General features: G+C 40.4%; 19 protein-coding genes and 4 tRNA genes. 2 read left to right on the plus strand and 21 right to left on the minus strand.

Going from position 1 to position 22,074, the window contains the following annotated elements:
- Positions 1-18: 18 nt before the first annotated feature.
- The gene (locus KUI_RS07860; protein ID WP_013521773.1) at positions 19-777 is read left to right on the plus strand and encodes a DNA-methyltransferase; all 759 of its coding nucleotides are present in this window, start codon (positions 19-21) and stop codon (positions 775-777) included.
- 2 nt (positions 778-779) lie between these two features.
- On the opposite strand, the gene KUI_RS07865 is transcribed toward KUI_RS07860, so the two are convergent.
- The 18 genes from KUI_RS07865 to tuf form a co-directional block, all read right to left on the minus strand.
- Positions 780-1,052 carry a DUF1289 domain-containing protein gene (locus KUI_RS07865; RefSeq protein WP_014840668.1) on the minus strand — a complete coding sequence of 91 codons (273 nt, stop codon included), beginning with the start codon at positions 1,050-1,052 and terminating at the stop codon, positions 780-782.
- A gap of 1 nt (position 1,053) precedes the next feature.
- Complete coding sequence (gene argB, locus KUI_RS07870; protein ID WP_014840669.1) at positions 1,054-1,833, minus strand: acetylglutamate kinase; 780 nt, start codon at positions 1,831-1,833, stop codon at positions 1,054-1,056.
- A gap of 3 nt (positions 1,834-1,836) precedes the next feature.
- Complete coding sequence (locus KUI_RS07875; protein WP_014840670.1) at positions 1,837-2,961, minus strand: aspartate aminotransferase family protein; 1,125 nt, start codon at positions 2,959-2,961, stop codon at positions 1,837-1,839.
- A 50-nt stretch (positions 2,962-3,011) separates the two neighbouring features.
- Positions 3,012-4,052, minus strand: coding sequence for an N-acetyl-gamma-glutamyl-phosphate reductase (gene argC, locus KUI_RS07880; RefSeq protein WP_014840671.1), 1,041 nt, complete (start codon positions 4,050-4,052; stop codon positions 3,012-3,014).
- The gene (locus tag KUI_RS07885; protein WP_013521778.1) at positions 4,049-4,666 is read right to left on the minus strand and encodes a GNAT family N-acetyltransferase; all 618 of its coding nucleotides are present in this window, start codon (positions 4,664-4,666) and stop codon (positions 4,049-4,051) included. Before KUI_RS07885 ends, argC begins: the two co-directional genes overlap by 4 nt.
- A gap of 4 nt (positions 4,667-4,670) precedes the next feature.
- The gene (locus KUI_RS07890; RefSeq protein WP_013521779.1) at positions 4,671-5,135 is read right to left on the minus strand and encodes a PACE efflux transporter; all 465 of its coding nucleotides are present in this window, start codon (positions 5,133-5,135) and stop codon (positions 4,671-4,673) included.
- Complete coding sequence (gene rocF, locus KUI_RS07895; protein WP_014840672.1) at positions 5,132-6,046, minus strand: arginase; 915 nt, start codon at positions 6,044-6,046, stop codon at positions 5,132-5,134. The genes KUI_RS07890 and rocF overlap by 4 nt, the downstream gene beginning before the upstream one ends.
- Before the next feature lies 1 nt (position 6,047).
- Positions 6,048-7,277 (minus strand): phosphoglycerate dehydrogenase, encoded by a 1,230-nt coding sequence (serA, locus tag KUI_RS07900; protein WP_013521781.1) that lies wholly within the window; start codon positions 7,275-7,277, stop codon positions 6,048-6,050.
- A gap of 99 nt (positions 7,278-7,376) precedes the next feature.
- On the minus strand, positions 7,377-11,675 hold the full coding sequence (rpoC, locus tag KUI_RS07905; RefSeq protein WP_013521782.1) for a DNA-directed RNA polymerase subunit beta': 4,299 nt from the start codon (positions 11,673-11,675) through the stop codon (positions 7,377-7,379).
- On the minus strand, positions 11,675-15,787 hold the full coding sequence (gene rpoB, locus KUI_RS07910; RefSeq protein WP_013521783.1) for a DNA-directed RNA polymerase subunit beta: 4,113 nt from the start codon (positions 15,785-15,787) through the stop codon (positions 11,675-11,677). Before rpoB ends, rpoC begins: the two co-directional genes overlap by 1 nt.
- Positions 15,788-15,984: 197 nt before the next feature.
- Positions 15,985-16,374, minus strand: coding sequence for a 50S ribosomal protein L7/L12 (gene rplL, locus KUI_RS07915; protein WP_095675569.1), 390 nt, complete (start codon positions 16,372-16,374; stop codon positions 15,985-15,987).
- A 61-nt stretch (positions 16,375-16,435) separates the two neighbouring features.
- Complete coding sequence (gene rplJ / locus KUI_RS07920; RefSeq protein ID WP_044954062.1) at positions 16,436-16,960, minus strand: 50S ribosomal protein L10; 525 nt, start codon at positions 16,958-16,960, stop codon at positions 16,436-16,438.
- A gap of 225 nt (positions 16,961-17,185) precedes the next feature.
- On the minus strand, positions 17,186-17,890 hold the full coding sequence (rplA, locus tag KUI_RS07925) for a 50S ribosomal protein L1 (protein WP_013521786.1): 705 nt from the start codon (positions 17,888-17,890) through the stop codon (positions 17,186-17,188).
- Positions 17,890-18,324, minus strand: coding sequence for a 50S ribosomal protein L11 (gene rplK / locus KUI_RS07930; RefSeq protein WP_013521787.1), 435 nt, complete (start codon positions 18,322-18,324; stop codon positions 17,890-17,892). Before rplK ends, rplA begins: the two co-directional genes overlap by 1 nt.
- A gap of 77 nt (positions 18,325-18,401) precedes the next feature.
- Positions 18,402-18,944 (minus strand): transcription termination/antitermination protein NusG, encoded by a 543-nt coding sequence (gene nusG, locus KUI_RS07935; RefSeq protein WP_014840673.1) that lies wholly within the window; start codon positions 18,942-18,944, stop codon positions 18,402-18,404.
- A 2-nt stretch (positions 18,945-18,946) separates the two neighbouring features.
- Entirely contained in the window at positions 18,947-19,333 is a 387-nt protein-coding gene (secE, locus tag KUI_RS07940) for a preprotein translocase subunit SecE (protein WP_013521789.1), read from the minus strand.
- Positions 19,334-19,348: 15 nt separating this feature from the next.
- Positions 19,349-19,424 (minus strand) — tRNA-Trp (locus KUI_RS07945).
- A gap of 69 nt (positions 19,425-19,493) precedes the next feature.
- Positions 19,494-20,684 carry an elongation factor Tu gene (gene tuf / locus KUI_RS07950; protein ID WP_013521790.1) on the minus strand — a complete coding sequence of 397 codons (1,191 nt, stop codon included), beginning with the start codon at positions 20,682-20,684 and terminating at the stop codon, positions 19,494-19,496.
- Positions 20,685-20,948: 264 nt separating this feature from the next.
- On the opposite strand from tuf, the gene KUI_RS07955 reads away from it, so the two are divergent.
- On the plus strand, positions 20,949-21,677 hold the full coding sequence (locus KUI_RS07955) for a tetratricopeptide repeat protein (RefSeq protein ID WP_013521791.1): 729 nt from the start codon (positions 20,949-20,951) through the stop codon (positions 21,675-21,677).
- 55 nt (positions 21,678-21,732) lie between these two features.
- Here the strand turns inward: KUI_RS07955 and KUI_RS07960 are convergent.
- The 3 genes from KUI_RS07960 to KUI_RS07970 all read right to left on the minus strand — a co-directional run bounded on the left by KUI_RS07960 (position 21,733) and on the right by KUI_RS07970 (position 22,036).
- Positions 21,733-21,807, minus strand: a tRNA-Thr gene (locus tag KUI_RS07960).
- Between the two features lie 63 nt (positions 21,808-21,870).
- Positions 21,871-21,944, minus strand: a tRNA-Gly gene (locus KUI_RS07965).
- Between the two features lie 6 nt (positions 21,945-21,950).
- Positions 21,951-22,036, minus strand: a tRNA-Tyr gene (locus KUI_RS07970).
- Positions 22,037-22,074 lie beyond the last annotated feature (38 nt).

Raw genomic sequence — 22,074 nt, forward strand, 5'->3', positions numbered from 1 at the left:
ATAAGTAAGCATTGCCACATGATCGAACTCAATAAAATTTATAACGAAAGTTGTCTTGACACTTTGTCACGTATGGAGGATAAAAGTGTAAATCTAGTTATTACCTCACCTCCATACAATATGAATTTAAGAATTAGAAATGGAAATTATTGTTCGCGACAAATAGTTGAAGAATTTAGTACTAAATATTCTGGATTTAGTGACAACATGCCTATCGAAGAATATTTCCAATTTCACTTATCAGTATTGAAGGAGTTGCTTAGAGTTTCGGATTTAGTTTTCTATAACGTTCAAATTGTCACTGGAAGCAAGCGTGCTATATTCCGTATTATGGGAGAATTAAACGAACAATTAAAAGACATAATCGTATGGGATAAAGGAGTTGCTCAGCCGGCTATGGCCGAGAGAGTATTAAATAGGCAATCAGAACTTATTCTTGTATTTGAATCTGAAAATGCAATTAGCCGACAATTCAAAAATGCTAATTTTGAAAGAGGCACACTAAACGATATTTGGCAAATTAGAAGAGGGGCAAAAGATAAATTTACCAAAGGCCACTCAGCCGTCTTTCCAGAAGAATTGGTAGAAACAATATTGATAAATTTTTCTAAGGAAAACGACATAGTTTACGACCCATTTATGGGTACAGGGACAACAGGTTTAGTTTGTAAGAAAATGAATAGAAAATTTATAGGAAGTGAGCTCATGAAATCGTACGCAGAACAGGCAACCGAGCGTATCAATAATTTTACACAACAAAGACTACTAACAGCATAAATTCAAAATAGTTCGGATTGAAGGGCATTGCCACTATGAGGCAAATTATCTAAATCAGCTTCGGCCACCCTTATCGAGGCTAGATGCTCACGGATAACATGTAATTTGCGTTGCCTGCACAGCATGACTACACGACGTTTTTGCGGATTAGTAAATCTATTCCAATGAAATCTCTCATCGCGCGACCTATAACAACCCATGCAATATCCGCGATTATTAGTCTGGCATACATTTATGCAAGGGCTTGGGATATCAAAGAGTTCCTCTTGTTCCATTTCAGTACAGTACAGTGCCGATGTCACTACCTATTTTACTAGAATGCTGTATAACTACCTCGCTGACACCAGCTTCAATAGCTCGAAAAGCATTGTCCAGTTTTGGGATCATGCCATCGTAAATCGCCTCTTTCGATTTAAGTTGCTCATAATCAGAATGCGACATACGATCAATAAGTGTGCTGTCATCTTGAACATTTCTAAGCACGCCGATTTTATCAAAACAAAAAACGAGCCTAGTTTTTATCTCCGCACTAGAAGCCATTTTTGTGGCAATACCCCCTGCTATCGTATCTGCGTTCGTATTCAAAAGTTGACCATTGCCATCGTGCGTTATAGCCGATATTACAGGGACAAATTTGGTCTCAAGCATTTTTATTAAGGGCTCATGATTAATTGAATCAGGTGTCAAATCACCTACAAAACCATAATCGACAGGCTTAGATTCACGCCTTTGAGTACGAATTATCCCACCATCCGCACCACATAGACCTATCGCATTAGTGCCTTTGGCTTGCAACTTAGCCACTATAGTTTTATTAATCCAACCCGCATAAGTCATAACTGCGACACGCAACATCTCTTTAGATGTAACACGACGACCACCAATCATCTCAGTTTCTATACCAAGACTCTGTGCCAGTTCAGTAGCCAATACTCCGCCACCGTGAACTAAAATCTTAGGACCATCTATGCACGAAAACTTATCAAGAAAATCGTCAAGCTCTGAAGGGTTATTAATAACATTGCCACCTATTTTAATTATAGATAGTTTAAGCATAAACTAATTTCCCAAACAATCTCGAATGGCTAAAATTAGCTTGTCGCAATCCTCTTGCGTAACACATAAAGGTGGCAATAATCGCAAAATATTGCTCTTTGCATTGCCAGTGAATATGTGGTGCTTTTGGAGTAAGTCATTACGTAATGTGGCAATGTTGAAATCAAACTCCATGCCTATCATTAATCCACAACCGCGAATCTGAAACTGCCCCATTTGTTGAAATGCACTGATGAGATACTCCCCCATGCGAGTGGCATTATGAATTAATTCATCTTCTACTATCACATCGAGAACCGCAATAGCGGTAGCACAAGCGAGATGATTTCCGCCAAAAGTCGTGCCTAATAAGCCTTTGGAGGCTTTGATATTAGGGCTAATTAAAACGCCACCTATCGGAAAACCATTGCCCATACCCTTTGCCACTGTAATCAAATCGGGATGTACACCAGCAAATGCGTGATAAAAAAACTTGCCCGTTCTTCCGTAACCACTTTGAATTTCATCAAGGATTAGAAGTGCTCCATATTGATCACACAATTCGCGGGCACTTCTCATATATTCATAACTTATTTCGTGTATTCCTGAAACTCCTTGTATGGCTTCCATGATTACAGCGGCCACATCATTTTTTTTAAGGACTTCTTCAAGTTGATCTAGATTATCTCTTGGAACAAACTCAACTTCATGCTTAGAATTAAAAGGCGACTGAATGCTCGGATTATCCGTGATGGCCACAGCTCCTGAAGTACGTCCGTGAAACGCTTCGCTCATAGCTATCACCTTCGATCGACCTGTATGAAAAGATGCAAGCTTTAATGCGTTTTCATTTGCTTCGGCACCGCTATTACATAAAAATAGCGAATAGTCCTCATAGCCGCTAACCTCGCCTAATTTACGTGCAAGCTCTTCCTGCAGTGGATTCTGTACAGAGTTTGAATAAAACCCTAGCTTAGAAACTTGTTCAGAAATAGCTTCCACATAACGAGGATGCGAATGGCCAATAGAAATTACAGCGTGACCTCCGTAAAAATCCAAATATTCGCAACCTTCAGAGTCCCAAATGCGTGAACCCAAAGCACGCACTGGACAAACAGGAATCAAGGAATAAACATCAAATAGCTTCAACTTATCACCACAAATTACTTAGACCCACTCTCTATCGCACTCAAAAAAAACTAAAAAGCCGAACCCTTAAGCTGCAAACCAAGCACCTCATCAATTTTGCACATCACATTCATATTTTGCACAGCTTGGCCTGATGCACCTTTAAGCAAATTATCAAGAACAGAAGTTACATGCACGTATCCATTGTGAAATTCCACATGCAACAAACATTTGTTCGTATTTACCACCTCCTTAAGGCTCACCTGTTTATCAGAAACATGTACAAATGCACTGCTCTCATAAAAATCTGCAAAGTGCTGTATCAAATCACCTTCAGACATCGACCCATGCCATTTCGTATAAACACTGGCCATAATACCTCGTGTGAATGGTCCCCTCATAGGCACCCATTGCAATGCTGGCAATGCCCCCGCGACACCGCTCACAGACGAACCGACGCCCGCACTATCAGTAACGTCCCTAGCATCAGCCCCATCAACCGCCACGGCACTCAATGCACCCATAATTTCTTCAATATGTTGATGCTCGAAATTCTTATAAATAGTCACATTCGACTCACGATAACTGTAGTGTGTGTAATCTGAAAGCATACGACCCGCACCAGTAGAACCCGTCACAGTATGAGCATGCATGTCATCCACTAATAAACCACGAGCTGCTAAAGGAGCCATAGCTAAAATAATTGCTGTAGCTAAACATCCTGGGTTAGCCACACTATGAGATTTACGGATTCGGTCTCTATTTAACTCTGTGATGCCATATACAAATAATCGATCATCAAAACGAGGCTTATTACGAAAATCATTTCCCAAATCAATAATGCGACAATCCTGAGAAATAGAGTGTGTGTACAAAAACTCTTGCGATAAACCATGCCCAAGACACAAAAACAAAACGTCCGCATCTCCAACTTCACGCGTAAATTTCAAATCGGTCTCGCCTAATAAATCGCGATGCACTGAATCAACTCTCTCTCCAGCACATGAATTTGATGATACAGATTTAATCTCTACTCGCGGATGACGCAAAAGCAAGCGTAATAGCTCTCCAGCTGTATAACCCGTACCACCCGCAATTGAAACTTGAATCATAGTCTATCCTTTTTAAGTATGCCCTTTGCTATAGGGACAAATTTTCTAGTAAATGTGCTCACTGATTTAACTACACCTTTTGGTTTGGTCATAGGATCAAATAGTAAACCTGTACAGAGACACATCTTATTATTGTTGCGCTGTAGTATGTCATAGTTTCTACAGCCAGAACAGCCCCTCCAAAATTCTTCGTCAGCAGGTAGCTCAGAAAATGTCACTGGCTTAAAACCTAGCTCAGTGTTCATCTTCATAACTGCAAGTCCAGTTGTTATGCTAATAATCTTAGCTTGTGGGTATAATTTGCGTGCTAGTTCAAATATGCGTTTTTTAATGCGACGTGCAATGCCCTGATTTCGATACTCTGGATGCACAACAAGACCAGAATTAGTAACAAAACGGTTATTACTAAAAGTCTCAATATAAGAAAAACCTACCAATCGAATCCCATCCAAAGCAATAATAGCTTTACCGTTTTCGATTTTATCGATGATGTATTCTGGTGTTCTTTTGGCAATGCCCGTGCCCCGTGCCATAGCGGACGTATAAATCAAATGACAGATATCATCTGCGTAGAGTGCATGCTCCTTTTGGGCTACTTGTATCTCAATGGTCATATAACTATTTTGAGAAATATCTTAGTCTCACATAGTCATATGTTAAATTATAAAAATACGTAAACAATAGGTAAAACACTATATAGCCCGCATCCAAGACTAGGGCTTCTACTAAGTTCATATTCATGAACCAACATATTATTGGTATCGTGAAAAGTAGAAGTGTCGCCTCAAACCCCACCATATGGATAATTCGGACAGTTTGTGTTTTCGATATTTCTCGGGAAATTAGTAATATATCGAAAAAATAATTGTAGGTGCAATTAAGCAGTAATGCTACGATGGCGATCACAATAGTTATGACACCAATATCAAATAGCGGATGACCATATATCCAACTCATAAGTGGTGCAGATAACACTATTCCAAGAAACTCAAAAAGGGCTGCATAGAATAATCTCTCAGCAGGACTTTTATCGTAGACCCTTTTTAAATCTACTTCTTTTTGACTTGCTAACTCTGCACTCACTGTCTGACTAAAGTATTTTTGCCAAACAAACTCTCAACAAGTTCGCACGCAATATTAGCAGTCAAATTCTGAACATCTAGTGCAGGATTAAGCTCCACAATATCAAGAGAAGAAATTAGGCCAGTGTCGGCAATCATCTCCATGCAAAGCTGAGCTTCGCGGTAATCAGGTCCACCACGTACAGTAGTACCAACTCCAGGAGCAATTTCTGGGTCTAAAAAATCAACATCGAAACTTACATGCAGATGATACTCATCGGTTAGACCATCAAGGGCAAACTCCATTGCTTCACGCATGCCTATTTCATCTAGCTTACGCATATCAAACACTTGATGACCCGCTTCGTGCACCAACACTTTCTCGATAGAGTCAACGCTTCTTATGCCAATCTGATATATTTGATCTGACGTGAGTGCAGGAACAATACCACTTAACTCAATCATCTCTTTAGGACCATGTCCAAAAAGGCATGCAACGGGCATGCCGTGCATATTGCCACTTGGGGTAGATTCTGATGTATTGAAATCAGTGTGTGCATCAAGCCATATCACACGCAACTTCTTACCGCTTTCACGTACATAACGAGAAACCGCACTTATAGATCCTGTAGCCAAACAGTGATCACCGCCGAGCATAATGGGCAAATTCCCTTGCTTTAGTTCATCGTATATCGCATCGCATGTAAGACGATTCCACTCAACCACCTCATCAAAATTCCTGTAACCCCTTTCTGGTGCACGTACAGGATTAACAGGACCGTGCAGATTTCCGCGATCTAAAACTTCAAACCCCATCGCCAAAAGTCTATCACTAATACCTGCAACACGAAGAGCCTCAGGACCCATAGATGAGCCCCTATGACCTGCTCCCACATCTGTGGGTACCCCAACTAGTGCGATTTTTTTCTTCATATTAATAAATAACTCGAGTTTTAATAGTACCGTCGATTGCTTTAAGTTTATCTAAAATAGTAGCCGTATCAGTGACTACTGTATCAACTACAACATAACCAATTTCTGCATTAGTTTGTAGATACTGTCCTAAAATATTTAGCCCACTATCGATAAATACTTTATTTACTTCTGCTAATACCCCTGGTTTATTTTCATGAATATGCATAAAACGGCTTGCACTCTTATTAGGTGTTAAGCCGACTTCAGGGAAATTAACTGATGTTATTGTAGTACCCACATCTGAGTACGCAACGATTTTGCTTGCAACTTCGGTACCGATATTAAATTGTGCTTCAACCGTAGACCCACCAATATGGGGCGTTAGAATAACATTTTCAAATGCACGTAATGGAGATACGAATTCCTCTTGGTTTGATTTTGGCTCTTTCGGGAAGACATCGATTGCTGCTCCAGCTAAATGACCACTTTCAAGAGCCGCCGCTAAACCATCAATATCCACAACAGTACCCCGAGACGCATTTATAAGAATGCTGTCCTTTTTCATTTTGGCAATGCGTTCTGCACTCATCAAATTTTTTGTTGTTTCATCCTCTGGTACGTGCAATGTTACGATATCGGATTGGGCTAGTAAATCCTCAAGAACTGGGACCTCACGAGCATTGCCAATAGGGAGTTTTGCTTCTATATCATTAAAAATAACTTCCATGCCAAGGGCTTCAGCCAACACAGAAATCTGAGTGCCAATATTACCGTAACCGATAATACCTAATTTTTTTCCACGTACTTCATGGCAACCATCAGCGGATTTCTTCCACTCACCACGATGTACCTGAGTGCTAGCTTGTGGAACTTTTCGCATTAAAAGAATCATCTCAGCAAGCACGAGCTCCGCCACAGACCTAGTGTTTGAGAAAGGTGCATTAAAGACTGCAATACCGCGCTTTGTGGCAGCCTCGAGATTTACTTGGTTTGTGCCTATGCAAAAGCAACCTATGCCAATTAATTTTTGAGCTTTTGATAGAACTTCTTCTGTAAGCTGAGTTCTAGAGCGGATGCCGATAAAATGAGCATCAGAGATTGCTTCAATAAGATCGTCACCTTCCAATGCCTTTTTGTGATAATCGATATTCGTATATCCATTACGTCCTAGAACTTCTAGAGCATTTGGATGCACGCCTTCTAGTAAGACAATCTTGATTTTGTCTTTATCGAGAGAGAACTTTTCCATGAGTACACCTTAATAAAATATTTGCTAATTATAATCGTAAAAGTAAAATGCCCCCAGACTCCGAAGAGAAAGGGGGCTTAGTCATTTTTATATTTAAAACTACTGATCTTGTGTTTCAGGAGTTTCGCTTGAATTGCTTGAAGATGGCAATGTAAAGAATGATGACATTGAATCTTCGGCTATATCCTTCGCTTGACTAGCGGCACCAGCCACCTCTTCGAACGGATTCTCTAAAACGCTCGAGGATTCCGAAGAGATCATTGGGCTTTGGTTATTAGATGACGCTTTTCTCGCTAAGTGGTAAGCAAGACCAGTACCAGCTGGAATCAATCTACCTACAATAACGTTTTCTTTAAGACCGTTAAGTTTGTCACGTTTGCCAATGATAGCTGCTTCAGTAAGCACACGAGTAGTCTCTTGGAAAGAAGCTGCAGATATAAATGAATCGGTAGAAAGAGAAGCTTTCGTAATACCTAAAAGAATATTTTCGAATGTAGCTTCACGTTTACCTTCTTGGCGCATACGGTCATTTTCATTTAGTAAAGCGGCACGTTCAACTTGTTCGCCTGGTATGAAATCGGTATCACCAGCATCAACAATATTCACCCGACGAAGCATTTGTCTAACAATCACTTCAATATGTTTATCATTGATTTTTACACCTTGAAGTCTATAAACGTCTTGAACTTCATTAACGATGTACTGTGCAAGGGCTTCTATACCTTTGAGTCTTAAAATATCATGCGGATCAGGTGGACCGTCCACTATTAGCTCACCCTGATTTACAACTTGACCGTCGTGAACAAGAACTTGTTTCTCCTTAGGAATAAGGATTTCGTGCTCCTCTCCATCAACTTTAGTAATGATAAGTCGTTGCTTACCTTTAGTTTCCTTGCCGAAGGAAACATTGCCAGTAACATCTGCAAGAACACCAGCATTTTTAGGAGAACGTGCTTCGAACAATTCAACCACGCGAGGTAGACCACCCGTAATATCGCGGGTTTTTTGTGACTCTTGAGGGATACGAGCTAGGATTTCACCTACGTCCACGTCCTGACCATCACGCACAGTAATCAACGCACCGACTGGGAATGTGATATTTACTGGATGTTCAGATCCAACGATTTTGACTTCTTCACCGATATCGCTTAGAAGCTTGATTTGCGGGCGAAGAACAGTTTTACCAGTGCGAGTTTTAGGAGTAATCACTACAAGAGTTGATAGACCTGTAATCTCATCAACTTGTTTGGCAACGGTAACGCCTTCTTCGATATTTTCAAATTTAACGCGACCTTTGTATTCAGACACGATAGGACGTGTCAATGGATCCCATGTAGCTAGCTGAGCACCAGCATTTACTTGATCACCATCACCTACTAAAACCGTAGCACCATAAGGAACTTTATGTCTTTCTCTTTCACGATTTTGATCGTCATAAACAACGATTTCTCCAGAACGAGAAATTGCTACACGCTCTTTTTTCGCATTAGTTACATATCGCATTGAACCTGTGAAGCCAATACGTCCAGAAGATTTAGTTTCTACAGCAGATGCTAATGATGCACGTGATGCAGCACCACCAATATGGAAGGTACGCATCGTCAACTGTGTACCAGGTTCACCGATTGATTGAGCTGCAATTACACCAACAGCTTCTCCACGATTTACAAGGTAACCACGACCTAAGTCGCGTCCATAGCAATGTGCACATAATCCATGACGTGTTTCGCATGTAAGTGGAGTGCGGATTTTAACTTCATCGATACCAAGTTTATCAATAAGTTCTACCTTATCTTCATCTAATAATGTGCCCGCAGCTATAGCTACTTGTTGAGTATCTGGATCTAGAATATCAGTAGCTGCCACGCGACCAAGAACGCGATCACGTAACGGCTCGATTACATCACCACCTTCAACTAATGCCTTCATAACGTAGCCATTACTTGTACCGCAATCTTGTTCTGTAATAACTAAATCTTGTGTAACATCTACAAGACGACGAGTCAGATATCCAGAGTTTGCTGTTTTAAGAGCAGTATCCGCCAAACCTTTACGTGCACCGTGAGTTGAAATAAAGTATTGAAGAACGTTTAATCCTTCACGGAAGTTAGCCGTAATTGGCGTTTCGATGATTGAACCGTCAGGTTTTGCCATCAGACCACGCATACCAGCAAGCTGACGAATTTGAGCTACAGAACCACGCGCTCCAGAGTCAGCCATCATATAAATTGAGTTAAATGACTCTTGAGACAATTCATCACCAAATCTGTCGATAACGGGCTCAGTCGATAAAGTCTCCATCATTTTCTTACCTACTTTATCGCCTGCTTTACCCCAAATATCAACCACGTTGTTGTAGCGCTCTTGTGCAGTCACAAGACCAGAAGAATATTGATTATCAATTTCCTTAACTTCTGCGGCTGCTTTAGCAAGAATTTCCTCTTTTTCTTTTGGTATAACCATATCAACCATAGCGATAGATATACCTGCTTTAGTTGCTAGGCTAAAGCCCGATTGAAGAAGTTTATCAGCGAAAATAACTGTATCACGCAAACCGCATCGACGGAATGATTGGTTGATTAAACGAGAAATTTCTTTTTTCTTAAGAGCTTTATTTAAAACATTAAATGGCAAGCCTTTTGGCAATATTTCTGATAACAATGCACGACCAACAGTTGTTTGGAATCGTTTTAATTGAGGTATGTAATTGCCATGTTCATCTTTTGTATATTCGTTAAGACGAACAGTAATACGTGATTGCAAGCCAACATCACCGTTGTTATAAGCACGTAGCATCTCTTGAATATCAGAGAAGAACATGCCCTCACCTTTACCATTAATACGCTCACGAGTTGCATAATACAAGCCTAAAACCGTATCTTGTGAAGGTACGATTGACGGTTCACCGCTTGCTGGGAACAATACATTATTAGATGCAAGTAAAAGTGTGCGCACTTCCATCTGAGCTTCCAATGAAAGCGGAACGTGTACAGCCATTTGGTCACCGTCGAAGTCGGCGTTAAATGCCGCACAAACTAATGGGTGAAGTTGAATAGCTTTACCTTCGATTAACTGAGGCTCAAATGCTTGAATACCAAGACGGTGCAATGTAGGAGCACGGTTTAGCATAACCGGATGTTCACGAATAACATCCGCTAAGATATCCCATACTTGCGGATCTTGAGTCTCAACCATGCGTTTAGCTTCATTGAAGTTTTTCGCAATGCCTTGTTTGTACAAACGATTATGAATAAACGGTTTAAACAACTCAAGTGCCATAAGTTTAGGCAAACCACATTGGTGTAGTTTAAGTTGTGGACCAACTGTAATAACTGAACGACCTGAATAGTCTACGCGTTTACCAAGTAGGTTTTGACGGAAACGACCATTTTTACCTTTAATATTATCCGCTAGAGATTTAAGCTGACGCTTATTCGCCCCAGTCATAGCCTTACCACGACGACCATTATCTAGCAATGAATCCACGGCTTCTTGAAGCATACGTTTTTCATTGCGAATAATAATTTCAGGAGCTGTCTTAAGCTCAAATAATCGTTTTAGACGGTTATTTCGGTTAATAACATTGATATAAAGTTTATTTAAATCTGATACTGCAAAACGACCGCCATCTAGTGGTACCAATGGTCTTAAGTTAGGTGGCAATACTGGCAATACTTCCAAAATCATCCATTCAGGCTTGATTCCAGATTTTTGGAAGCCCTCGATAACTTTAAGACGTTTTGAAATCTTTTTAACTTTCGCATCAGACTTAGTAACTTCTAATGCTTCACGTAAGGTTTCAACTTCCTTATCAATATCGATAGTATGCAATAACTCACGAATAGCTTCGGCACCCATTGATGCTTCAAACTCATCACCATATTCTTCAGTTCTACGATCGTACTCTTCTGAAGTCATTATTTGACCACGTTTAAGAGGGGTCATGCCAGGGTCAGTTACGCACCATGCCTCAAAATAAAGCACACGCTCGATATCACGTAAAGTCATATCAAGCACCATACCTAAACGAGATGGCAATGATTTCAAGAACCAAATATGTGCAACTGGACTGGCAAGCTCAATATGCCCCATTCTTTCACGACGTACTTTTGATTCAGTTACTTCAACACCGCACTTCTCACAAATAACGCCACGATGTTTTTTACGTTTATATTTGCCGCATGAACATTCGTAATCTTTGATTGGTCCAAATATCTTTCCGCAGAACAAACCGTCGCGTTCTGGCTTAGAAGTGCGATAGTTGATAGTTTCAGACTTACGAACTTCCCCGTAAGACCATGAACGGATTTTATCTGGTGATGCAATTCCAATTCGAATAGAATCGAATTGGTCTTTGCTGTTGGATACTTGTCCGTAAAGGTTAAGAATACCTTTCATTACTGTTTACCCTCCAACTCCATGTCGAGACCAAGTGACCTGATCTCTTTAACAATTACATTGAACGACTCTGGCATACCCGCATCAATTACGTGATCGCCTTGGATAATATTACGATTTACGTTGTTGCGTCCTTCCATATCGTCAGATTTTTCTGTCAACATCTCTTGCAATGTGAATGCTGCACCATATGCTTCAAGTGCCCACACCTCCATCTCACCGAAACGTTGACCACCAAATTGAGCTTTACCACCCAATGGCTGTTGTGTAACAAGTGAGTAAGAACCTGTTGAACGAGCATGCATCTTATCATCCACTAAGTGGTGTAGTTTCAAATAGTGCATATAGCCGATAGTCACAGGTCTCTCAAAAGGCTCACCCGTACGACCATCTATTAAATAAGCTTGTGTACGAGAATCTGTCAGATGAAGTTTCTCTTTGATGTCATCTGGATAAGCAAGTTCAAGCATATCGTTAATTTCTTCTTCTGTTGCCCCATCAAAAACAGGAGTAGCAAAAGGAATACCATCTTTTAGATTGTGAGCCATTTCAATAATTTGCTCATCTGTAAATTCTTTAAGATCCTCAGTTTTACCTGTACGGTTATAAACTTTTTCTAGATACTTACGAATTTCGGATGCTTGGATTTTACGTTCATCTGCAAGCATATCGGCGATTCGTTGCCCAATACCTTTTGCGGCCCAACCTAAATGAACTTCAAGAACCTGACCGACATTCATACGGGATGGCACGCCCAGTGGGTTTAAAACGATATCTGCAGGTGTACCGTCAGCCATATGAGGCATATCTTCTACTGGCAATATCCTCGAAACAACACCTTTGTTTCCGTGACGTCCCGCCATTTTGTCACCAGGCTGCAAACGACGTTTAACTGCTAAGAACACTTTAACCATCTTACGAACACCAGGAGGTAATTCGTCGCCTTGAGTTAGTTTTTTCTGTTTCTCTTCAAATTTGATATCAAACTCATGACGTTTCTTCTCGATTGAATCCTTAGCTTGTTCAAGTACGATGGCAACATCTTCATCCACAGGACGAATATCAAACCAATCCCAAGTTGGTAGGTTTTTCAAATATTCCTCAGTAATACTAGATCCCTTAGATAGTGAAATTGGACCACCATTTACCTTTTTACCTACCAAGACTTTACGTAGACGATTAAACATATCCTTCTCAACAATGCGTAGTTGAGAATCAAGGTCTTGACGATAGCGACGCAATTCCTCTTCTATAATAGATTGTGCACGTTTATCGCGTTCAACTCTTTTACCAGTTAATACCTGTACATCGATGACTGTACCAACCATACCAGATGGTACACGTAAAGAAGTGTCTTTTACATCTAGTGCCTTATCTTGGAAGATTTCTCTTAATAGCTTAGTTTCAGGACTTTGTTGAGTTTCACCTTTAGGAGTAACCTTTCCTACTAGCACATCGCGAGCTCTAACTTCAGCACCAATATGTACGATTCCAGATTCATCAAGCCTGTTTAATTGTTCTGCAGCAAGATTTGGAATATCGCGTGTTATTTCCTCATCACCCAACTGTGTTTCACGAGCTACTACTGACAGTTCTTCGATATGGACAGAAGTGTAACGATCATTTGCAATAACTTTTTCAGAAATTAGGATTGAATCCTCAAAGTTATATCCATTCCATGGCATGAAAGCTATAAGCATATTCTGACCAAGAGCAAGCTCTCCTAAGTCAGTTGAAGCACCATCAGCAATCACATCTCCACGTTGTACAACATCACCCTTTTTAACGATTGGTCGTTGATTGATGTTTGTATTTTGATTTGAGCGAGTGTATTTATTTAAATTATAAATATCTACACCAACGCTTCCAGACACGCTTTCATCATCATTTACGCGAATAACAATTCTTTCTGAGTCGACATAGTCAACTTCACCGCCACGACGTGCTTGAACAGTAGTTCCAGAGTCAACGGCTACCGTACGCTCGATACCTGTACCCACAAGTGGTTTTTGAGGGCGTAGGCACGGAACTGCTTGACGTTGCATGTTTGCACCCATAAGTGCACGGTTCGCATCATCATGCTCAAGGAAAGGAATTAGTGAAGCTGCAACCGAAACAATTTGAGATGGTGCAACGTCAATATATTCTACTTTCTCTGGTGACATAAGCATAGTTTCACCAGCTTGACGACACGCAATTAAATCATCAATAAAATTTCCATGTTCATCTAAGTTTGCGTTTGCTTGAGCAATAACATACTTACTCTCTTCAATCGCTGATAGATAATCGATTTGATCTACAACCTTACCGTTTTCCACTTTGCGGTATGGTGTCTCAAGAAATCCGTACTCATTTTGACGAGCATAAAGAGCCATCGAGTTAATAAGACCAATATTTGGACCTTCTGGAGTCTCAATCGGGCATACGCGACCATAGTGAGTTGGATGCACGTCACGAACTTCAAAGCCTGCACGTTCACGAGTTAGCCCGCCTTGTCCTAACGCAGATACACGACGTTTGTGTGTAATTTCAGATAATGGATTAGTTTGATCCATGAACTGAGAAAGCTGGTTAGAACTGAAAAACTCTTTGATCGCAGATGAAATAGGTTTTGAATTTATTAAATCATTTGGCAATAAATTCTCAGACTCTGCATGCCCGAGATGCTCTTTAACAGCCCGTTCCACACGAACAAGACCTGATCTAAATTGGTTTTCTGCAAGCTCACCAACACAACGAACACGACGATTTCCTAAATGGTCAATATCATCGATTTCACCGCGACCATTACGCAAATCAACAAGTGTTTTGATTGTGTCTAAAATATCTTCATTAGTTAAAGTAGTAGGACCTTTGTCAGAATTGCGTCCCAACCTACGATTAACTTTCATACGTCCCACAGTAGATAAATCATATGTATCTGAGTTGTAGAACATACGGTTAAACAATGACTCAACGGCGTCATCAGCAGGCAATTCGCCTGGACGCATCATCTTATAAATAGATTTACGAGCAGCCGTTTGGTCAAGAGTCTCATCAATGGCTAGTGTAGCAGATATATAAGCACCATGATCAAGCTCATTTGTGTAAAGCGTCTCAATCTCTTTAATTGAAGACTTGCGCAATTGAGCTAAAACAGACTCAGTAATTTCAGTATTAGCTTGAACTAAAACCTCACCTGTTTCTTCATCGATAATTGTTTTGGCAATGGTTTGTCCCACCAAATAATCATCAGGTACAGGCAATTTTGTTAATTTAGCCGCAGCGATATCACGTATATTTTTAGAGTTAATACGTTTGTCTTTTTGTACGATTACATTGCCCTTTTTATCTACAATATCAAAGCGAGCAACTTCACCTTTAAGTCGCTCAGGAACAAAATGTAATACGGCACCATCATCATTAAGATCATATTTTGAAAACTCAAAGAAAGTCCCCAAAATTTCGTCACTGCTCATTCCTATGGCTTTAAGTAGGATAGTTACTGGCATCTTACGACGACGGTCGATACGGAAGTACAAGTAATCTTTGTGATCAAACTCAAAATCAAGCCATGATCCACGGTAAGGGATAACACGTGCTGAAAAAAGTAATTTGTTTGAGCTATGGTTTTTACCTTTATCATGCTCAAAAAATACACCAGGCGATCTGTGCAACTGTGACACGATTACACGTTCAGTACCGTTAATAATAAACGAACCATTGTCAGTCATTAGAGGCAAATCCCCCATATAGACTTCTTCTTCTTTTACTTCTTTGACAGTTGGTTTGCTTGCTTCTCTATCAAGAATTTCAAGGCGTACTTTCGCATAAAGTCCAGAATAGTATGTAAGCCCACGAAGCTGACACTCTTTAACATCAAACTGAGGCTCCTTAAGTACATAACTGACGAACTCAAGTCTCGCAGAGCCATTATTACTCTCGATAGGGAAAATTGAATTAAAAGCAGCTTGAAGACCTATGTCAGCTCTTTTTGAAGGTGTAAGGTCTTTCTGTAAAAAGCTGCGATATGATTGAATTTGTGTTTCTAAAAGGTATGGAACGTCTTGAACAACTTGACGTTTCGCAAAATTTTTGCGGATACGTTTCTTTTCAGTAAACGAGTAAGGCATGCTCTCTCCGACCCCGAAGGTTCATAAAATAAATGATATGGGTAGGCCCCCATAAGGCATAGCCATCAAAATATACGGCTTTTAAAAAAGACACTTAATAAAATATCTGCTGTGTTAGAACAGCTCTAAATGCATTTTTCAAAAGGCACAAAACCCGAAGAGGCTTTAAGTCTCTCCGGGTATCCAAAATTAATGGATTATTTAAGTTCGACTTTAGCACCAGCTTCTTCAAGTTTTTTCTTAGCAGCTTCAGCATCAGCTTTTGCAAGACCTTCTTTAAGAGGTTTTGGTGCGCCGTCAACAAGATCTTTAGCTTCTTTAAGACCAAGACCTGTGATTTCACGTACTGCTTTAATAACGTTAACTTTAGAAGAACCAACTTCAGCAAGTACAACAGTGAACTCAGTTTGTTCAGCAGCAGCACCGCCAGCAGCATCGCCACCACCAGCAGCTGGTGCAGCAACAGCAACTGCAGCCGCAGCCGCAGATACGCCAAACTTCTCTTCCATTTCTTTGATTAATTCAGATAACTCAAGCACAGACATCGCTGCGATTGCATCTAAGATTTCAGCTTTAGTAGCCATAATATAAGAACTCCAAAAATAAAATTAAAAATAAATATCCAGATTAAATTGCCTATCACTTCCACTAAGCTGCTTCTTTCTGATCACGAACAGCAGCAAGTCCGCGAACGAACTTAGTAGGAACTTCATTAAGCGTACGCACAAATTTCGCGATAGGAGCTTGCATAGTACCCATAAGCTTAGATAACAATTCTTCACGAGATGGCATAGTAGCTAACTGCTTAATACCATTACTATCAAGAACTGAACCTGGCAATGCACCTGCTTTAAGAACAATTTTGTCGTTCTCTTTTGCAAAGCTTGAAAGCACCTTAGCTGCTGCAACAGGATCTTTGCTAATTGCATAAATTAGAGGACCTACAAGTTTGTCTTCTAATTGTTGGAAATTAGTTTCCTTGATTGCACGTGTAACTAAGGTATTTTTTAGGACACGTAAATAAACGCCTGATTCGCGTGCTTTTTTGCGCAATACAGTGACAGAGGCAACGTCAATTCCACGATATTCAGCAACAACAATCGATTGTGCTTCTGACAATTGAGCAGAAATTTCATCGATTACGATTTGCTTTTCATTCCGATTTAAACTCACGGTTTGAACACTCCATCTAAAAAACAATCCAGGTTTCCCTTTCATGCTACCTATAATGCGGCGTACTTCCTGGTAGAGCTCAATAACGAATTCTTCCATGGGACGAACGCCATCTACGCGGGATCTAGAAAACTAGTTTTAAGATTGCAACTCTGATTAGTCACTCTCTCCTGCGGTCTTTGACAGCAACACTCAGAGCACTTACTGAGTGCAGCCCAAAGTTCTTTAACTATTTGAAGTAGACAATGATCCTACTTCAACTTTAGCTCCGCCACCCATAGTGGATGACACAGCTAACTTGCGTAAATAAATCCCTTTTGCAGCAGCAGGACGAGCTTTATTTAAAGCATCAACTAAAGCAAATAGGTTTTCTTGTAATTTTTCAACTTCAAACGATGCACGTCCGATAGTTGCGTGGATAATACCCGCTTTGTCAGTACGATACTGAACTTGACCAGCTTTAGCGTTTTTAACAGCTGTAGCAACATCAGGTGTAACTGTTCCAACTTTAGGATTAGGCATAAGACCACGAGGACCTAAAACCTGACCTAATGTACCTACTACACGCATAGTGTCTGGGGAAGCAATGACAACGTCAAAATTCAAATTTCCTGCTTTAATATCAGCAGCTAAGTCATCAAGCCCAACAATATCTGCACCTGCCGCTTTCGCCTGTTCTGCTTTTTCACCTTGTGCAAATACAGCAACTCTTACAGTTTTACCCGTACCCGCTGGCATAACTACAGATCCACGAACTAACTGATCAGATTTTTTAGGATCAATACCAAGTTGAACAGCAACATCAATTGACTCATCAAATTTTGCAGTTGCAGTTTCTTTTATTAAAGCCAATGCTTCAGTAACTGGATAAAGCTTATTACGATCGATTTTAGAAGCTATCGCAGCTGTTCGTTTTCCAACTTTAGCCATTATTGCTCTCCCTCAACAGTGATACCCATACTACGAGCACTACCAGCAATCGTTCTTACAGCAGCATCAAGGTCAGCAGCAGTTAAATCTGGCTCTTTAGTTTTAGCAATTTCTTCAGCTTGAGCTCGTGTTAATTTACCCACTTTATCTAAATGAGGACGAGAAGATCCTTTTTGTACCCCAGCTGCTTTCTTAATCAGAATAGTAGCCGGAGGTGTTTTCATTATAAAAGTAAATGATTTGTCTGCATATGCAGTAATCACCACTGGAATTGGAAGACCTGGCTCCATGCCTTGAGTTTTAGCATTGAAAGCTTTGCAGAATTCCATAATATTTAAACCACGTTGACCTAATGCAGGCCCAATCGGTGGCGACGGATTAGCTTTACCAGCTGGCACTTGCAGCTTGATATAGCCTACGATTTTTTTAGCCATAAAAATATCTCCTTACGGGTAAAACGCTCATAGAGCTCCCCGGGGTTAAAACACAAGTTGAAAAATTAAATGCTTAATCAAGCACCTTCTTTTTCAACTTGACTAAAATCTAGTTCAACAGGAGTACTACGACCAAAAATCATCACAATAACAGTGACACGATTCTTCTCATAGTTGACCTGATCAACTACACCATTAAAGTCAGCAAAAGGACCATCTTTAATACGAAGGGTTTCACCAACTTCAAATAGAACTTTAGGACGTGGCTTACCGCCACCTTCCTCTAAATTAGCAAGAAGTGAATCAACTTCTTTTTGTGGGATTGGAGAAGGTTTAGAATTAGAACCTCCACCCAGAAACCCAGTTACTCGGTTAGTACTTTTTACTAGGTGCCAAGTATCTGGATTAAATTCCATCTCGACCAAAATGTAGCCTGGAAATATCTTCCTCTGACTAACACTTCTTTTTGAACCACGAGTTTCAACAATTTCTTCGGTCGGGACTAATATGCGACCAAAATACTCCTGCATGCCAGCTTGCTCGATTCTTTCTTGTAGAGCAGCATGTACTTTTTTCTCCATACCAGAAAAAACATGTACTACATACCAACGCAAACTCATGATTACTTCCAACCTAAAGTAATGCCATAGATAATCCAAACTAACAGCTTATCTATAATCCAAAGTAATATAGCCATCAGAGCCGCAAATGCAAAAACGATACCAGTCATCTGAAAGGTCTCTTTTCTAGTCGGCCAAGTGACTCTTTTTAGTTCGTTATATGCATCGTTTGCGAATGCTAAAGTGCTTTTGCCCTTAAAACTACGCAAGAACAGTACTAATGCAATCACTGCACCGCCCACGAACATACCTATCCTAGCTATAATTGGATATTCGGTAAAATATGAATAAGCAAAAATACCTGCTATCAAAAACAAAATAGCTAATATAATTTTTGCTTTGTCACCTGACTGTGCAACAGTTTCTATTTGATTGTTATTAGTTGACATATAAAGTACTGTGAATGGCAGGGGCAGTAGGAATCGAACCTACAACCTTCGGTTTTGGAGACCGACGCTCTGCCAATTGAGCTATACCCCTATTTAAAATACTAACAGTGGCAATGCGAAAACACACGCCACTGACAAGAGATCAATGCTAATCTTAAGATTACTTAGTGATTTTAGCAACGACACCAGCACCGACTGTACGACCACCTTCACGGATAGCGAAGCGAAGACCTTCCTCCATCGCGATTGGGCTGATTAACTCAACGTCCATCGATACGTTATCGCCTGGTAGCACCATCTCTTTATCTGCTGGCAATGTAATCGCTCCTGTCACATCTGTTGTACGGAAGTAAAACTGCGGACGGTATCCTTGGAAAAATGGTGTGTGACGTCCACCTTCTTCTTTAGATAGAATATACACCTCTGCTGAGAAGTTAGTGTGTGGCTTGATTGTACCTGGCTTAGCCAATACTTGACCACGCTCTACATCCTCACGCTTAGTACCACGAAGTAGCAATCCTACGTTATCCCCTGCTTGACCTTCATCAAGTAGCTTACGGAACATCTCTACACCTGTACATGTAGTCTTCGCTGTCTCACGAATACCTACAATCTCAATCTCTTCGCCTACTTTAATAACACCACGCTCAATACGACCTGTAACCACTGTACCACGACCTGAAATTGAGAACACGTCCTCTACTGGCATCAAGAACGTACCATCTACTGCACGCTCTGGAGTTGGAATGTATGTATCCAAAGCTTCTGCTAATTTTAATATAGCCTCTTTTCCTAATGGACCCTCATCTCCCTCTAGAGCTAACTTAGCTGATCCCTTAATTATCGGTGTGTCATCACCTGGGAAATCATACTTAGATAAAAGCTCACGAACTTCCATCTCTACTAACTCTAATAGCTCCTCATCATCTACCATATCCGCTTTATTTAAGAATACGATAATGTAAGGTACGCCTACTTGACGTGATAGTAGAATGTGTTCACGTGTCTGTGGCATAGGACCGTCTGCTGCTGAGCATACCAATATAGCTCCATCCATCTGTGCAGCACCTGTAATCATGTTTTTTACATAGTCAGCGTGCCCTGGGCAGTCTACGTGTGCATAGTGACGTGTAGCTGTCTCATACTCTACGTGGGCTGTATTAATAGTAATACCACGTGCACGCTCCTCAGGGGCCGCATCAATTGCTGAATAGTCTTTCGCTTCACCACCGTACATCTTTGACAATACAGTCGTAATCGCTGCTGTCAATGTTGTTTTTCCGTGGTCTACGTGACCGATTGTACCTACGTTTACGTGCGGTTTGGTACGTTCAAACTTCTCTTTAGCCATATTCCTGACTCCTAAGGATTAGAGGATAATATTGTTATAAATATAAAAGGGAAAACCCTAAATTTAACATAATTTTCTAATTCTTGTAAAGCAAAAGAATGAAAATTTCAAGCACTTTTAGATTTTATTTTCCAGAGTGTCGTTTTATAAACACTTTCCATCTATAGAACGAGTCGTAGATTTCGTACATAGGGTTTTTCCATGTAACAAACAATTAACAATAAACATCTATAGTAAATTTTATTTGTTTCTTCTCATACTCCCATGAAATTACTCAACATTGCCATCGCATTTTTTGTATTAGTCCTTGCAGGTTGCGAAACTAACCCAAGCAATTCTAGAGAATCTGTCTATAAAATTGCAGGACCTACAGAAGAAGATATTATTAATCTTGAAAATAAGTGCTATTCTGGAGAATCCTACTATTGCACACCATTAGCAAATTATTACTATGCAGGGGTAGCAACCTCACAAAATAAATCAAGGGCTATTGATTTATGGAAAAAGGCATGCAATATAAATGTAGCTGAGGCATGTTTTAATCTAGGTAAAGCATACTTAAATCGAGAGGAAGGACTTAGAGGAAACAAAACTGCCATCAAGCTTCTAACTAAAGCTTGCGATAAACGTGAAAGACGTGCTTGCACTCAACTTGGTGAGTTGCATGAAAAAGGGAAAATCGTCTCTAAAAACTTAAACAAATCCTACTCTTATTACTCAACAGCTTGCGATATGGTTGATGAAAAAGCTTGCCATAGGCTTGGATTAATGCAAGAGTCGCGTGCTAGTAGTCGTGAAGAAATTTTGCGAGCAGTCGCTTCTTACGAAAAAGCATGCAGATTTGATATAGCAGAGAGTTGCCTACGTGCTGGAAATATTTATAATTCTGGCAAAATAGTTTCTAAAATTCCATCGGTATCTTCTAAATTTTATGATAAAGGTTGCAAACTCGGTAACAAAGAGTCATGCAAGCAGTTAGGTCGTGTGCGATGAGTTTAGTGCAGGCTTTTATTTCATCTATACGCTGTGCCACATGTTTGATGGTCGTTGGTGCTCTTGGCGGGAATCGGACCCGCGACCTCTCCCTTACCAAGGGAGTGCTCTACCACTGAGCCACAAGAGCATATAATCCAAATAATAGAAGCATTTGGAGGACCGCATAAATACTAGCTTTCAGGGGAGGTGCTGGAGCGGGTGAAGGGAATCGAACCCTCGTCATCAGCTTGGAAGGCTGTTGCACTACCATTGTGCTACACCCGCGATTTATGGTGGTAGAGGTTGGATTCGAACCAACGTAGGCGCTAGCCAACAGATTTACAGTCTGCCCCCTTTAGCCACTCGGGCACTCTACCTACACGCTTTTAGTGTAATTTTTAAGTATAGCTTTATT

This window comes from Taylorella equigenitalis ATCC 35865, from assembly GCF_000276685.1.
Taxonomy (GTDB): domain Bacteria; phylum Pseudomonadota; class Gammaproteobacteria; order Burkholderiales; family Burkholderiaceae_B; genus Taylorella; species Taylorella equigenitalis.